The following is a 13,682-nucleotide window of genomic DNA, read 5'->3' as shown; positions in this document are numbered from 1 at the left end:
CGTAAAACTGCCTTCAAACCGATCAACTCACGGACCGCTTACTTTCCGCACTCGTTCTCTGGGCTGCATTAATCCTACCGCTGCCTGGTCACCAGCACCTGCGGAATACCGCTGACCGGATGGGGAACGATGACCGGCTCAATGCCGTACACCAGACGGATCGTTTCCTCGGTAAGCATATCTTCCGGCGTTCCCATTCCGACCGCCTGCCCGTCCCTTAATACCAGCAGTTTATCACAAAACTGCGCCGCGAGGTTCAAATCATGCAGGACGGCGACGACCGTGATGCCCTCTTCCTTCCGCCACTGCGCCACCAGTTCCATGAACTGGTGCTGGTAACGGATGTCCAGGTACGTCGTCGGCTCGTCAAGCAGCAGAATCTGCGGCTCCTGCGCCATCACTTTGCCAAGGGCGACGCGCTGGCGCTGCCCGCCGCTCAGCTCATCCAAGGGGCGGTCCGCAAGTTCGTGCAGCTGCAGCTTATCCATAATGCCCTCAATCAGGGCGTCAGGATCGCCGCCCTCGTCCCGTCCGAGCCAATCCTGATACGGGTAACGTCCCATCTCCAGCACTTCCCTGACCGGATAATGAACAGGAGGAAGGCCGTCCTGCTGGAGAACGGCCATCATGCGGGAGAGGATTTTCCGGTTATAGGCAGAGGCAGGTTTACCGTGAATCAGTACCTCGCCGCTGCTGGCCTTTTCCACGCCGGAGACCAGCTGCAGCAGCGTCGACTTGCCGCTGCCGTTCGGCCCGATAATCCCCCACCATTCGCCTTCCTGGACCGACCAGTTGAGGCCATGGAGAGCTGTGATGCCGCCATACTGTTTCCCTGCTTCCCTGATCTCGATCATGTCCATCTCCCCTTCCGCTGCTTTTTGTTCCGGTACAGCAAATAGGCAAAAAACGGAGCGCCTACGAAGGCCGTCACCACGCCGAGTGGAATCTCGGTCGGCGCCAGCAGGGAACGGGCGATCGTGTCGGCCCAGACCATAAAGACAGCTCCGCCGATGGCCGACAGCGGCACGATCAGCCGGTAATCGGGACCGGTAATCAGCCGGATCACATGCGGAATGACCAGTCCGACGAACCCGATAATGCCTGCAACCGACACCGCGGCAGCCGTGAGCAGCGTGCTGACGAGCAGCACCCCCAGCTTCACGCGGTCCACGTTCATCCCCATATGGGCCGCCTGCCGCTCACCTAAGGACAATAGATTCAGCGCGCGGGCCCGGCTCCAGACCACAGCAAATCCCACCAGAAAATACGGCAAAAGGATGGCCGTATACGACCATCCACGCAGGCTGAGGCTGCCCATTGTCCAATATATAATTTCATTGATCGTCCGGTTCGACATCGCCGAAAGGAAGGATACGACCGCTCCGAGAAAGGACTGCATCACCACGCCGGACAGAATCAGGCTGTTCGTCGGAATTTTTCCGCTCTCCCTGGCCAACGCGGTAACCATCCACAGCGTCAGCATTCCGGTCACGAAAGCGACCGCAGGCAGCGTCCAGCCGCCGAAAAACGAATACTGCAGCCCGAAAAAGATCAGGAACGACGCGCCTACCGCCGACCCCGAGGAAACCCCGAGCGTAAACGGATCGGCTAGCGGATTTCGCAGCACGCCCTGAAACCCCGAGCCGGCCACGGCCAGTGCCGCGCCGACCAGCATGCCCAACAGAATCCGCGGCAGCCGCACCTTCACGATAATCTGCTCAAACGATGCGTTCCACGTCGGGTCGATATGGCTCCCAATCCATGGAATCCGGTGCAGCAGAATGAGGGCGATGTCCTGGACCGGCAGCGCGACCGAGCCGATCCCCAGACAGATCAGCAGGGTCAGGACGAGCAGGACGATGCCGATTCCTCCATAGCCTGCCAGCTTTTTGCTCATTATTTAAACAGGTCCGGATAAACGGCTTTCGCCACTTCCTTCAAGCCCTGCGTGACACGCGGGCCCGGACGGCTCAGCAGATTGTCGTCAAGACCGATGACCGCATCGTTCTTCACAGCTGTAATCTGGTCCCAGCCGCTGCGGCCTTTAATGATGTCGCCAAGGCTTTTCTTCGTCTTCTCGTCGATGACACTGTTGGCATACAAAATTACGTCCGGGTTGTCCTTGATGATTTTCTCTTCGCTGATTTCGCTCCAGCCCTCGGTGTCCGCCGCCACGTTCACGCCGCCGGCCAGGGTGATCAGCTCATCCATGAACTCACCCTTGCCGACCGTCCAGCCCGGGGAAAATTCGATGTATACCTTTTTCTTCTGCTCCGGCGTCAGCGATTTTACCGCTTCAGTAACCTCATTTTCCTCCTGCTTCATCTTGTCGACCACCGCTTTGGCTTCCGCCTGATGATCGGTGATGAGACCGTAAGTTTCGATATTTTTGATGACGTCATCGACCGTTTTCGGATCGGTCTTGAAAATTTGAATGCCGAGGTCGCGCAGCTTCTTCACCGCTTCCTCACTCATCGAAATGCCCGTGAACACGATGTCCGGCTGGGCCGCAATGATCGCTTCCTCGTTCGGTTTAGTGATGCCGCCCATTTTCGCCTTGGACTTGGCCGCTTCCGGATAATCGTCATAATCGGACACCCCGACGATCTCGCTGTCCAGCCCGATCGCGAAGAGCGCCTCCGTTTCCGCTGGAGATACCGAGATGATATGCTTCGGCGCTTCCTTGAAAGTAAAGGACTCTCCGGTCGCATCCTGAATGGTCAGCGGATAGGTTGTTTTCAGTTCGTCTGTCTTTGTCTGCGACGCACTGTTATCCGTGTTTTGCTCCGTTTGTGCAGCAGGCTGCTGCGAGGCGGAGCTGTCTTCATTCTTGGCGCCGCAGGCACTCAGCGATAAGGCAAGCAGCAGCGCCGCAAGGCCTGTGGACCAGCGTTTCAACGTTACGTTCATGATTTCGTTCTCTCCCTCTTTGTCTATCGAATAATTTTCACAAAAGAGGCCTGACCGGTATACGAAAACGGAATAAACCTGACGGAAATGCTAGAGTGGTAGCGCCGCTGCTCACCATGAGCAGGTGTATGGCGTCTGCCGCTCCATTCTTTGTCAACTAAAAAACCCTGACTCTTGTTCGATCAAGAATCAGGGATTACGTCTGCACGGAACATCCCGCGGCATCGCCGCGATGGACCGGTGTGCCTTGTGGCATGGTGCGAGGCCAAGAGTTCAAGCCAATGCTTGCTTGAGCCGCGGCGAACATGCGTTATGAAGGGCACGTGAAACGTAATCCTTTCCTCGAAGGACCGTCATTTCCTCTTATGAGGCAGGTCTCCTGACTTACAGGCTGGGTAAAATCGTCCCCGCCTTCCCATCCCGTGTAGCGGCGGAACAGTGGCTTCCTGGGGACATACCTGTTTACAGTGGCGGGACCGTGCCGGAGTTGCACCGGCTTCCCTTTTCACCCGGATCAACGCTCGCCTTATACGGCAGACAGCTTCCGGGACCTCACAAGCACTCCTATTCAATTATCCTGGCCATGCTTCTTTTGTCCTGATTATAGGGGAAAAGCCTGCGGGTGACAATGGAATTTTTGTGTCCGGTACTTGCCAGGATACATGTCCCGTCACGTGCCCGTTGGCATGTCCGGTCGCGGGCACGGGGGGCATGTCCAAACTCGGGAGAACGGACGATTCGGGGAGCAAGTCCTTGTATACCGGCCGCCTGAGCCCTTTCGCCGCTTCCCATTGCCGGAGTGAAGAAAAGCTCGGACCAGTCAATGCCGACCATTACCTTGTTTGCATCCTCTCTCAAGCTTCATTCACCAGCTTGCCGTTCCAATCGCCGGTTTCTTCAGTGAAGCTCAGCCGGATCCGCAGCAAACTCCCGGGCTGAGCATGCACGTCCCAGAAGGACAGCCCCGGAACGAGGCGGACCGCAAGCTGCCGCAGAACGCCGCCATGGGCGACGATCAGCATCTCCGGCGGAACCTGAGATTCGGGGCCGGTGCCTTCCGGTCCTTCCGACCGGGAAAGGACCGCCTTGTTGTCATCGCTCCCTTGCGATCCGGAAAGTGCCGCCTCGCCAATTTCGGTTCCTTTCGATCCGGGCAGTGCCACCTTAACTATCTCGTTTCCTTTCGATCCGGAAAGTTCCACCCCGCCATTCTCGTTCCCTTGCGAACCGGGCAATGCCGCCTCACCAATCTCGTTCCTTTGCGATCCGGAAAGTGCCGACCCGCCATTCCCGATCCCCTTCGATTCAGAATGCGCCGACCCTCCGTCGTTCTGGGCCTCTGCCGGTCTGCTGCATGTCCCTTCCACGTCCTTCAACAAGCTGCCGATAAACCCGTCGACCCTCCCGGCAAAATCCGCCCATGACTCCCCGCCCGGCGGCGTCACCTGCTGCGGCGAATCGATCCACTGCCGGTATAGGGGCTCATGCTGCAGCTGCTCATAGGTATGCCTTTCCCAGGCGCCAAAGTCCATTTCCCGCAGCCGCGGGTCATACATCGCTGTATCTGCGTGCGCCGGACTGATGATCGCCAGTGTCTCCCGGCATCGGGCCAGGTCGCTGCAATATACGCCGTGGAACGCCTTCCCGGCCAGCTCCCGGGCCAGCGGCGCAAGCTCGTTCCTGCCGCCCGGATCCAGCGGGATATCCGTATGCCCGAGGTAACGCTTCTCCCGGTTCCACCGCGTCGTGCCGTGCCGGACCAGCAGCAGATCGACCTGTTTCACTAGGAGGTCCATAAGCTGCCCCCTGTCGCCCACAGCACGGCAATGCCCAGCAGAATAAAGATGATCGATACCGTGATAAGCAGCCGGATCGTCATCGCGATGTCGCGCGCCTCCATAGGGCGCAGCACCTCACCCATGTAAGCCCGGAACGAGACGACGCCGTGGTACACGTTCTCGCCGCCGAGCCGGATGCCGAGCGCGCCCGCCACCGCGGATTCGGGGAAGCCGCTGTTTGGGCTCGGATGGCGGCGCGCGTCCCGGCGCACGGTGCGCCAGGCTCTGACGGCGTCCAGACGCAGCAGCCAGGCGGACAGCACCAAGATGCCCGCAGTGATCCGGGCAGGAATGAAGTTGGCGATGTCATCCAGCCTCGCCGACGCCCAGCCAAGATGCAAATATTTGTCGTTCTTGTAGCCGACCATGGAATCGAGCGTGTTCACCGCCCGGTAGGCCATCGCCAGCGGTGCGCCGCCGATGATGGCGTAGAACAGCGGCGAGACGACGGCGTCGACGATATTTTCCGCCACCGTTTCGACCGTGCCGCGGACGATCTCCGGCTCGTCCAGATGGGCCGTGTCCCGGCCGACGATCATGCCGAGCGACTTGCGCGCCTCGGGTAGATCGCCGCGCCGCAAATGGCCAAGCACTTCCTTGCCGGCATCCTTCAGCCCCTTGACGGCAATCGTTGTGGCGATGAGCAGTGCCTCCACCGCCCAGGCCAGCCACGGATGCACCTGATGCAGCCCCCAGAGGACAAGCCATGTCAGCAGCAGGGAGCCGCCCGCCATGATGACCGGGAGAAGAATTCCCGCTCTCTTGAGTCCTGCCGGACGGGTGACCCTCGCCCGAATAGCGTTCTCCACCTTTTTGATCGCCTTGCCCATGCCGATGACCGGATGGGGAATCCACCTCGGATCCCCGATGATCCAATCGATGATAAAAGCTGCGGCAAGGATCCATATTGCGGTCATTTCCGCTCGCTCCAGGCCGCCAGCAGGCCTTCCTTCACCGTGCTGTACACCGCGCGGCCAATCATCGCGCCGAGATCGGTCGCGGTGCCCGCATAGCGGTGCAGCCCGGCGTAAGCGGCGCTTTGGCTTACGCCGAGGACGACGGCGTCCGTCGTCGTCCCCGTGGCGATCAGCCCATTGTCCGGGTCGCGCACGTCCAAGTCGGCCAGCGCCGCGGCCTTGGCCTCCACCGCCGTCATGACGGCGTTCAGCATGGCCGCCTTCGTCAACTGGCCGTCGATGGCCAGCATGATGTTGATCGTTCCCGGCGTATAGGCCGCGAACGTCCGCCGCTTCGAGCCCGCGCGGGCCGCATTGGATATGCCCGCCGTCGTGCAGCAGAACACCGCGGCCTGCTCGTTCTTCTCCTCGTGCACCGCCGCATGGCGGAGCTGGACTGCCGTCAGCAGCCCCGCTGTCGTCTCCAGCGGGTATCCCCACGCCGTGAGCCATTCCTCCGTATCGCTCACCGGGTCGCTGCAGTCATACGTCCGGTCCACATACATATTCGTCACCCGCTGCAGCCTGCCCATGCCGCCTCCGTGAATGGAGCTTCCGAGGCTGTCCAGCAGCTCCGGCGCCTCAAGCAGCAAATGCCGCTCTTTCTGCGTCAGCACGAGCCCCGGCCACACGGTGGAACGGTACGTATCCTGCAATCCGTCCATAAATGGTGTCGTCATCGCTTCTTATCCCCCATATCGATCTTGTGTTTATGCGGACTCCAAAACCTGGTCCGCAAAGGATGTGCACACCCCGCGCCAGCGCTTCTCCAGCGTAGCAGCTGTACAGCCCTGCGTCTTGGGCCTGCACAGCTTGTCCTTTTGTGCAGATCTGCTCCTTACATCAAAATGGCTCCCAACGTGCAGGTCATTCCGCCCTGCTGGCGAGCACGTCGCCCAGCACCGCCAGCAGCCGCGCGTTGGCGTCCGCTCCCTTCACCGCAAACCGGACATGTCCCGGCCCCAAGCCCGGGTACATGGCGCAGCTGCGGATCAGGACGCCGCGAAGCCCTAGCTCGCGCTGCAGCTCCCCGGCACTCCACGGTGCCGGCAGCTCCGCGAGCAGGAAGTTGGCTTCGCCGCCGCTCACGCGGCAGCCCAGATCCCGCAGACCAGCCCTCAGCCGGGCGCGCTCTGCGGCGATCAGCTCCAGCGTCTCGCGCTCATGCGCCTCGCCGCCCTCGAGGCACAATTCCCCGGCGAGCAGGGCCAAGCCGTTGACGCTCCACGTCACCTGCTTGCCCGTCATCGCCCGGATCACGTCCGGATGCGCGGCCGCATAGCCCAGCCGCAGCCCCGGAATGGCATAGAACTTCGTCATCGAACGGACCAGGATCGTCCGCGGAAACCGCTCCAGCTCCGGCAGCAGCGTCATCCGCCGCCCTTCCGGGATGAAGTCGATGAACGCCTCATCGACGACAAAATAGGTCCGGGTCCGCTCCGCCTCAGCCGCCAATTCCCGAATCTCTTCGAGCGGATACTGCACACCGTTCGGATTGTTCGGCTGCCCCAGAAAGAGCAGGTCTACCTTCCTCATCATTCCGGCAATGTCCGAAACCTCAGCTCTCCAGTCGCGCTCCCGGCTGCCGAAGACGGCATGCACCTCGGCGCCGAACTGCTCCGACAGCTGCCGGTACTCCGAAAAGCAGGGCTGCACGATCCCGACCCTCGACGGCGCCAGCCCGAGCAGCAGGAGCGCCATCGATTCCGCCGCCCCGTTGCCGATGCTTAAATGTTCCGGCGTCACGCCCAGTTTGCGGGACAGCAGCGCTTTCAAACGGCGGTGTCCCGGATCCGGATAACGAAGGATGGAAGGCAGCGCCTGTCCCAGCTTCGCCATGACGCCTTCCGGCGGACCCAGCGGATTGATGTTAGCACTGAAATCCAGAAAGGACGCCGGATCGCCGCCGTACAGTTCCGACGCACTCTCCAGATCCCCGCCATGTCCGTATCGTTCCAGCATATGTATTTTCCCCCCCAGCAGTTCTCTGTCTTGAATCGCTTGCGAATGACCCCATTATTACGCCAAATTTCGCTGCGCGTCAATTCGGTTTTCGCTTTTGTTTCTTGTCCGCAATTGGTTTACAATAGACAAGGAACTGAATTAATTAAGGCCTTTTAACGGAGGAATCAAATATGCTGTTTATCGATAACCAGGGAATTACCGACCCTGCCGTCAATCTGGCGATTGAAGAATTCGCCCTCAAACATCTGCCCATGGACGACAGCTACCTGCTGTTTTACATTAACCGTCCTTCGATCATCATCGGTAAACATCAGAACACGATCGAGGAGATCAACCAGGAATACGTGAAAGACAACAATATCAAGGTTGTTCGCCGGCTCTCCGGCGGCGGTGCGGTGTACCACGACCTCGGCAACCTCAACTTCAGCTTCATTACCAAGGATGACGGGGAATCGTTCCACAATTTCCTGAAGTTTACCCAGCCGGTCATCGACGCGCTGCACCATATGGGTGTTAACGCGGAGCTGAGCGGACGCAATGACCTGCAGGTCGGCGAGCAAAAGATTTCCGGTAACGCCCAATTCTCGACCCGGGGCCGGATGTTCAGTCACGGCACGCTCATGTTCAACCTGAATCTGGACGATGTTCAGGCTTCCCTGAATGCCAATCCGGAGAAATTCAAGTCGAAGAGCACCAAGTCCGTACGCAGCCGCGTTGCTAACATCAGTGAGCTGATGAACCAAAAGATGACGATCGAGGATTTCCGCTCCGAGCTGCTCCGCTACATTTTCGGCATGGAACCAAACGAAGTGCCGCAGTACAAGCTGACGGAAGCCGATTGGGAGATCATCAACCAAATTTCCAAGGACCGGTATCAGAACTGGGAATGGAATTACGGGCAGTCTCCGCAGTCCAACGTCAAGCATACGAAGCGGTTCCCGGTCGGCATCATCGACATCCGTATGGACATCAAGGACGCGCGGATTCAGGACATCAAAATTTACGGTGACTTTTTCGGTGTCGGCGATGTGGCGGATATTGAGGACCGTCTGCGCGGCAAGCGTTACGAAGAGTACGAAGTCCGGGAAGCCCTCGCGGACATCGACGTGAAGCACTATTTTGGCAACATCGGGATGGATGACCTGATCGGTCTGATCTTTTTGGAAGAATAGTCGGACTCGGAATTCGTCCTTATTGTAATAGTGACATACAGCAAAGAGAGGCCCCATGAATTCCATGGACCTCTCTTTTTTTATCGCTCCAACCTTCTCTTCCTATGGTATAATCGGCTGCAAAAGCTTGCAGACGAGTGTCTTCCGCTCACCGCTCAGGCTCACATGAACGGAGGTAAGGTTTTTCCATGGAAATCAGGCCGATCTTTGAAACCGACTATGACCGTGTAATCCCGGTCGTCAACGACTGGTGGGGCGGGCGCCAAATGACACATCTGTTGCCGAAGCTGTTTTTCGAGCATTTTCAAAATACCAGTTTTGTGATGGAGGAAAAAGAGAGTGGAAAGCTTGTCGCCTTCCTGATCGGTTTCCAGTCCCAGACGCATCCGAATGAGGCGTATATCCATTTTGTCGGCGTCCATCCCGATTATCGCAAGCAGGGCACGGCCCGGACACTGTATGAGCTGTTTTTTGAAAAAAGTCTTCAGCTCGGCTGCGACACGGTGCGCTGCATTACCTCGGCTGTGAACGAAACGTCCATGAAATTTCACGCCCGCATGGGCTTTAAGCTGACGATGGCCAAAGACTATGCCGGTCCGGGGCAGGATTACATCTTATTCGAAAAGAAGCTAAATATGGACAGTGAAAAATAAGCACACAAAAAGCTGCCGCTAACCGGCAGCTTTTCTAATAGTTATCATTTTCTCATTTATATTTACGCCAGTCCATGCTGCTGTTCTCCAGCAGATGTTCAAAATCGTTATCCAGGCGCTTCTGTTCCGCTTTGCGCGCTTCGGCCGCTTGTCTCTCCTGCTCTTCCTTCTGCTTCTGCTGCTCCGCCTTCAGCTCGTTGGACTGCTGCTTCAGCTTATCCAGCACCTCGCTGCTCAGGAGATCCTTCAGCGTCGCCGGTTTATCCGAGACTTGCGGCTTGCTCGGGGCTTGGTTTCGGTTCTTCTTAGCCATCGTATCATCTCCGTTTCCCCCACATTATAGCAGGTTTCCCAGGCTCCGTCATGCCCTGAACCTGCCCTTGGTGCCTTTTTGATCCTTGTTCTCCCTCGGGTTTTACGTTACAATTTGGTCGCTTGCCTGTTTTGCACAGGCCGATCGTACGAACCGTGAAAGGAATGACTTCATTTGAACCGCTCCCGTACTGCCGACCTCAGCCTGCTCATCGTGGCGATGATGTGGGGGTGTACCTTTTTGATCGTGCAGCATGCGGTCCGGGTCCTGCCTCCCCTTGCCTTCAACGGCATCCGCTTCTTGGGTGCGGCGGTGCTGCTGGCCCTGATCATTACGTTCTTCTACCGCAGCCAGTGGCGGGACATTTCCGGCAAAATGCTGCTCCACTCGTGCCTGCTGGGCCTTTTTTTGTTTCTGGGCTATGCCTTTCAAACGGTGGGACTGCTGTACACGACCACTTCGAACGCCGGTTTTATTACCGGCTTGTCCGTCGTGTTTGTTCCGTTTTTGGCGCTCCTGCTGCTGAAAAGCCCCATTTCCCGCTATACGTGGATCAGCGCGCTGCTGGCCGCCGCCGGTTTGTACCTGCTGGCCTTCGCCGGCACCGCCCTGACGCTGAACAAAGGCGACTTTCTCATCTTCCTGTGCGCGGTGGCGTTCGCTCTGCATGTGGCGTATACGGGCGTGTTTGCGCCGCGCTATTCAGCGCTGCCCCTGGCTGCGATGCAGATGGCGGTCGTCGGGCTGCTCAGCCTCCTTTCTTCGCTGTTATTTGAGGATGTGGGCCCGTTAGCGCAGGTGGCGGATCGTCTGCTGAAGCCCGAAGTGATCTGGGCGCTCCTGGTGTCGATTGGTCCGACCAGCGCGTTCGCCTTTTGGATTCAGACCGTGTGCCAGAAATATACGAACCCGTCGCGGGTTGCCGTTATTTTTGCCATGGAACCGGTCTTTGCGGCATTGACGGGCGTCACCTTCGGCGGAGAGGTGCTGGGCGCTGCGGCGGGACTGGGATGTATTTGTATTTTTGCCGGAATGATCCTCGCGGAATTGAAATCTGCCCCGCGTGAGGTACAATAAGAAAAGTATGATCGAAGTACTTTCACAGAAGACAGACCGCTTTTAGTGGAAACTTTTCTTGCGAGATCAAGTTACTTTTCCCAATAGAGGTTGGACTTTCTGATCTCTAAAGAAAAGTATGATCGATGTAATCCACAGAAGACAGACCGCTTTTAGTGGAAACTTTTCTTGCGATAATAGAATGCTTCAGCTTCGCTGAAAACGATAGATTCTATTATCTAGATAAGAGCCATACTGTGCAGGAACGTTTAGAGAAATACCCTTCCTGCGGTAGAGAGAACATGGACGAGCATTTCAGCGCCCTTATAGGCAGAGAGGTTCGCCATGATTAAAGGAGAGAAAACCATGTACAAATTGATCGCGATCGACATCGACGATACTCTGATTAACGACGATAAAGAGGTGACCCCGGGCACCCAGCAGGCGCTGGAGCAGGCGGTCGCCAAAGACGTAGTTGTTACGCTGGCCACGGGACGGGCTTATGCCTCTGCCCAAGCCATTGCCCGCCAAACCGGGCTGAACGTGCCGATCATTACGTACCAAGGGGCACTGGTCAAAAACCTGATGGACGAAAAAGTGCTTTACGAGCGCTACGTGCCAAAGGATGCGGGATACAAGCTGTTCCAATACTGCATCGAGCATAACCTTCACTTGCAGGTTTATATCGACGACAAGCTTTACGCCCGTGAAGAGAACCAGAAGCTGAAGGATTACAGCGAACTCAACCGCACGCCTTACTATATAGAGCCGGATTTTGAAAAGCTGATCGCCCAGAAGACGCCGAAGATGCTCATCATCGACGATCCGGCCTACCTGGATCAGCTGATCCCGATTCTGCGCGACCTGCTGGGAGACGAAGTGCACATCACCAAATCGAAGCCGCACTTCCTCGAAATCATGCACCGTGAAGGCACCAAAGGCCATGCCCTCACCTTCCTCGCCAGCCACTTTGGCTGCGACATGTCCGAGACGATCGCCATCGGCGATTCCTGGAACGATCATGAGATGCTGGAAGCGGCAGGCCTGGGCATTGCGATGGGCAACGCTATCCCGGCGCTGAAGGACATCGCGAACTACGTAACGTTAAGCAACAACGACGAAGGCGTGAAGGCCGCGATCGAGAAGTTTGTGCTGAACGTTTAATTCAGTCGAATATTTAGCGATACCCAAGATTTAAAAAAGACAGCCGCGAATCAGGATCACCGATCCTAGTTCGCAAGCTGTCTTTTTGTTTGCCGGCTGATATTTCCCGGCTGCTGGGTTACCGTTTACTGAACCGCTTTGGCCCGGTCCTTGCCTTTATCCGATTCGCCGGCGTTTTTGTTGGCGGCTTCCCGGTCCTGCTGCATTTCCTCCACGGTCTTCACCTTGAGGCGTGCCGCACCGCGGTATCCTTCCCGGGTTGGAATCAGGTTGCCGGAAGCCAGCCGTACCGACGCCTCGGCGATGGCATCCCCGTATTGCGGGAGCCACTGCTCCTGCGCCACGAGCATTTCGTCGACCATCTGCCAAATTTCGTTCGGGTTGCACACCGCGCCGACCAGCGGGTCCATCATGAACGCCTGGCGAAGCAGCTTGTCGTCGCCATGCACGGCCGCTTCCACCGCCAGCCGCTGCACGGAAATGCTCGCATTGCAGACTGCCGCCGGTCCGAGCGGCAGATCCCCGACCACCGGCATGGAGATGCCGTTGCGGTCGACGTATCCCGGAGCCTCGATGATCGCGTCATCCGGCAGATTGGTGATCACTCCGTTGTTGACCACGTTGAAATGCCCCCGGTACACCCGTCCCGTCTCCAAGCCTTCGATGATGTAGGATCCGTGCTCATGGCTGCGCTGGTCCTGCTTGTATTCGAACGGCTTCTCCTTCATCCAGTTGGGAAAATCGGTCTCAAACCAGTTGCGCCCTTCCGTGCAGACGCGAAGGTATCCTCCGGTCTCCCCGTTGATCCAGCTGCCGAGGTCGATCCAGTCGTTGATTTCGTCCGCCCGCTTGCGGTACCACGGAACATACTCGCTGAGATGTCCGTTCGATTCCGTGCTGTAATAGCCGAAGCGGCGCAGCATGTCGATCCTTACCTTCTCCGTCCGGCTGAAATCCGGATGCTTCTCGAACGCTTCCAGCAGCTTGCCGGTCAGGTCCTCCCCATTATGGCGGATCTGGACATACCACGTCTGATGGTTGATGCCCGCGCAGATGATATCCACTTCCTCCTGCTTCAGGCCAAAAGCTTCCGCAATCTGCCAGTGGCCGCCCTGCACCCCATGGCACAGTCCGACCGTGCGGACCCCGCCGTACTTGTTGCAAGCCCACGTAAGCATCGCCATCGGATTGGCATAGTTCAGCAGCAGCACGTCCTTGGACGCCATTTCGCGGATGTCCTTGCAGATGTTCAGCATCTCGGCGATGCCGCGCTGTCCGTACATGATGCCGCCTGCGCACAGCGTGTCGCCCACGCATTGATCGACGCCGTATTTCAGCGGAATGTCCACATCCGTCGCGAACGCCTCCAAGCCGCCAACACGGATCGTACAGATGACGTATTTGGCATCCTTCAGCGCCTCGCGGCGGTTCGTCGTCGCGTGAATGTTAATGTCCAGCCCGTTCTCCCGAATGTCCCGCTGGCACAGCTCGGTTACCATGTCCAGGTTGTGCGGATTGATGTCCGTAAAAGCAACTTCCACATTATGAAATTCCGGAACGGACAACAGGTCACGCAGCAGTCCACGGGTAAAGCCAATGCTTCCCGCCCCGATAAAAGCAATTTTAAATGACACGGCAAAAACCGCCTCCCTCAA

At 57.8% G+C, this 13,682-nt stretch carries 13 protein-coding genes and 1 riboswitch; of the genes, 4 read left to right on the top strand and 9 right to left on the bottom strand.

Annotation, left to right across the window (positions count from 1 at the left end):
- Positions 1-74: 74 nt before the first annotated feature.
- From ABID47_RS29880 to cobD, 7 genes are all read right to left on the bottom strand, one after another.
- On the bottom strand, positions 75-854 hold the full coding sequence (locus ABID47_RS29880) for an ABC transporter ATP-binding protein (RefSeq protein WP_145136761.1): 780 nt from the start codon (positions 852-854) through the stop codon (positions 75-77).
- Positions 851-1,897 (bottom strand): FecCD family ABC transporter permease, encoded by a 1,047-nt coding sequence (locus ABID47_RS29875; RefSeq protein ID WP_354502403.1) that lies wholly within the window; start codon positions 1,895-1,897, stop codon positions 851-853. Before ABID47_RS29875 ends, ABID47_RS29880 begins: the two co-directional genes overlap by 4 nt.
- Positions 1,897-2,910 carry an ABC transporter substrate-binding protein gene (locus tag ABID47_RS29870; protein WP_354502401.1) on the bottom strand — a complete coding sequence of 338 codons (1,014 nt, stop codon included), beginning with the start codon at positions 2,908-2,910 and terminating at the stop codon, positions 1,897-1,899. Before ABID47_RS29870 ends, ABID47_RS29875 begins: the two co-directional genes overlap by 1 nt.
- Positions 2,911-3,262: 352 nt before the next feature.
- Positions 3,263-3,480, bottom strand: a riboswitch (cobalamin riboswitch).
- A gap of 284 nt (positions 3,481-3,764) precedes the next feature.
- Positions 3,765-4,706 carry a histidine phosphatase family protein gene (locus ABID47_RS29865; RefSeq protein WP_354502399.1) on the bottom strand — a complete coding sequence of 314 codons (942 nt, stop codon included), beginning with the start codon at positions 4,704-4,706 and terminating at the stop codon, positions 3,765-3,767.
- A complete protein-coding gene (gene cbiB, locus ABID47_RS29860; RefSeq protein WP_354502397.1) occupies positions 4,694-5,665 on the bottom strand; it encodes an adenosylcobinamide-phosphate synthase CbiB in 972 nt (323 codons plus the stop codon). Before cbiB ends, ABID47_RS29865 begins: the two co-directional genes overlap by 13 nt.
- On the bottom strand, positions 5,662-6,384 hold the full coding sequence (locus tag ABID47_RS29855) for an adenosylcobinamide amidohydrolase (RefSeq protein WP_354502395.1): 723 nt from the start codon (positions 6,382-6,384) through the stop codon (positions 5,662-5,664). The genes cbiB and ABID47_RS29855 overlap by 4 nt, the downstream gene beginning before the upstream one ends.
- A 187-nt stretch (positions 6,385-6,571) precedes the next feature.
- The gene (cobD, locus tag ABID47_RS29850; RefSeq protein WP_354502393.1) at positions 6,572-7,666 is read right to left on the bottom strand and encodes a threonine-phosphate decarboxylase CobD; all 1,095 of its coding nucleotides are present in this window, start codon (positions 7,664-7,666) and stop codon (positions 6,572-6,574) included.
- A 173-nt stretch (positions 7,667-7,839) separates the two neighbouring features.
- On the opposite strand from cobD, the gene ABID47_RS29845 reads away from it, so the two are divergent.
- Together ABID47_RS29845 and ABID47_RS29840 are read left to right on the top strand one after the other, a co-directional pair.
- Positions 7,840-8,841, top strand: a complete 1,002-nt coding sequence (locus tag ABID47_RS29845) for a lipoate--protein ligase (protein WP_354502391.1) — start codon at positions 7,840-7,842, stop codon at positions 8,839-8,841.
- Between the two features lie 188 nt (positions 8,842-9,029).
- Positions 9,030-9,494 carry a GNAT family N-acetyltransferase gene (locus ABID47_RS29840; RefSeq protein ID WP_354502389.1) on the top strand — a complete coding sequence of 155 codons (465 nt, stop codon included), beginning with the start codon at positions 9,030-9,032 and terminating at the stop codon, positions 9,492-9,494.
- Between the two features lie 52 nt (positions 9,495-9,546).
- On the opposite strand, the gene ABID47_RS29835 is transcribed toward ABID47_RS29840, so the two are convergent.
- On the bottom strand, positions 9,547-9,807 hold the full coding sequence (locus tag ABID47_RS29835; protein WP_105446012.1) for a YqkE family protein: 261 nt from the start codon (positions 9,805-9,807) through the stop codon (positions 9,547-9,549).
- Positions 9,808-9,981: 174 nt separating this feature from the next.
- Between ABID47_RS29835 and ABID47_RS29830 the strand changes: the two genes are divergently transcribed.
- Both ABID47_RS29830 and ABID47_RS29825 read left to right on the top strand, forming a co-directional pair.
- Complete coding sequence (locus ABID47_RS29830) at positions 9,982-10,884, top strand: DMT family transporter (protein WP_354502387.1); 903 nt, start codon at positions 9,982-9,984, stop codon at positions 10,882-10,884.
- 345 nt (positions 10,885-11,229) lie between these two features.
- A complete protein-coding gene (locus tag ABID47_RS29825) occupies positions 11,230-12,027 on the top strand; it encodes a Cof-type HAD-IIB family hydrolase (RefSeq protein WP_076173429.1) in 798 nt (265 codons plus the stop codon).
- Between the two features lie 125 nt (positions 12,028-12,152).
- Here the strand turns inward: ABID47_RS29825 and melA are convergent, their stop codons facing one another.
- Entirely contained in the window at positions 12,153-13,661 is a 1,509-nt protein-coding gene (gene melA / locus ABID47_RS29820; protein WP_145160678.1) for an alpha-glucosidase/alpha-galactosidase, read from the bottom strand.
- Between the last annotated feature and the right edge of the window lie 21 nt (positions 13,662-13,682).

Source organism: Paenibacillus favisporus, assembly GCF_040545415.1.
GTDB lineage: Bacteria > Bacillota > Bacilli > Paenibacillales > Paenibacillaceae > Paenibacillus_AQ > Paenibacillus_AQ favisporus.
Note: the sequence above shows the minus strand (reverse complement) of the source record. Positions and strands in the feature narration are given on the sequence as shown.

Excerpts from the sequence above, each read along its gene's own strand:
- ABID47_RS29880 (WP_145136761.1), bottom strand. The coding sequence starts at position 854 with ATGATCGAGATCAGGGAAGCAGGGAAACAGTATGGCGGCATCACAGCT.
- ABID47_RS29875 (WP_354502403.1), bottom strand. The coding sequence starts at position 1,897 with ATGAGCAAAAAGCTGGCAGGCTATGGAGGAATCGGCATCGTCCTGCTC.
- ABID47_RS29870 (WP_354502401.1), bottom strand. The coding sequence starts at position 2,910 with ATGAACGTAACGTTGAAACGCTGGTCCACAGGCCTTGCGGCGCTGCTG.
- ABID47_RS29865 (WP_354502399.1), bottom strand. The coding sequence starts at position 4,706 with ATGGACCTCCTAGTGAAACAGGTCGATCTGCTGCTGGTCCGGCACGGC.
- cbiB (WP_354502397.1), bottom strand. The coding sequence starts at position 5,665 with ATGACCGCAATATGGATCCTTGCCGCAGCTTTTATCATCGATTGGATC.
- ABID47_RS29855 (WP_354502395.1), bottom strand. The coding sequence starts at position 6,384 with ATGACGACACCATTTATGGACGGATTGCAGGATACGTACCGTTCCACC.
- cobD (WP_354502393.1), bottom strand. The coding sequence starts at position 7,666 with ATGCTGGAACGATACGGACATGGCGGGGATCTGGAGAGTGCGTCGGAA.
- ABID47_RS29845 (WP_354502391.1), top strand. The coding sequence starts at position 7,840 with ATGCTGTTTATCGATAACCAGGGAATTACCGACCCTGCCGTCAATCTG.
- ABID47_RS29840 (WP_354502389.1), top strand. The coding sequence starts at position 9,030 with ATGGAAATCAGGCCGATCTTTGAAACCGACTATGACCGTGTAATCCCG.
- ABID47_RS29835 (WP_105446012.1), bottom strand. The coding sequence starts at position 9,807 with ATGGCTAAGAAGAACCGAAACCAAGCCCCGAGCAAGCCGCAAGTCTCG.
- ABID47_RS29825 (WP_076173429.1), top strand. The coding sequence starts at position 11,230 with ATGTACAAATTGATCGCGATCGACATCGACGATACTCTGATTAACGAC.